Genomic DNA, 264 nt, shown 5'->3' with positions numbered 1-264 from the left:
CGGGTCAATTTCAGCAATTTTATTGGCCATATACAAATTGCAGGCAGCGGTATTTTTCATCAACGGCTCGCCGACAATATTTTCTTCAGGAACCTCCGGAAGCTGCTGGTGCGAAAGCGCTACATACTCCTTATTGGTAATGACGAATATATTTTCATTAGGAATAATCTTGCTGATCCTGTCATAGGTCTGCTGGATCATGGTTCGTCCCACTCCTAAAATATCCTGAAACTGTTTTGGAAATTTCTGCGTACTCATAGGCCA

At 42.4% G+C, this 264-nt stretch carries 1 pseudogene; it reads right to left on the bottom strand.

Annotated elements, in window-relative coordinates:
- A pseudogene (locus SCA31_RS23860) lies at positions 1–264 on the bottom strand (mannose-1-phosphate guanylyltransferase); the annotation flags it as partial.

The organism is Chryseobacterium sp. SIMBA_028 (genome assembly GCF_046535285.1).
Taxonomy (GTDB): domain Bacteria; phylum Bacteroidota; class Bacteroidia; order Flavobacteriales; family Weeksellaceae; genus Chryseobacterium.
Note: the sequence above shows the minus strand (reverse complement) of the source record. Positions and strands in the feature narration are given on the sequence as shown.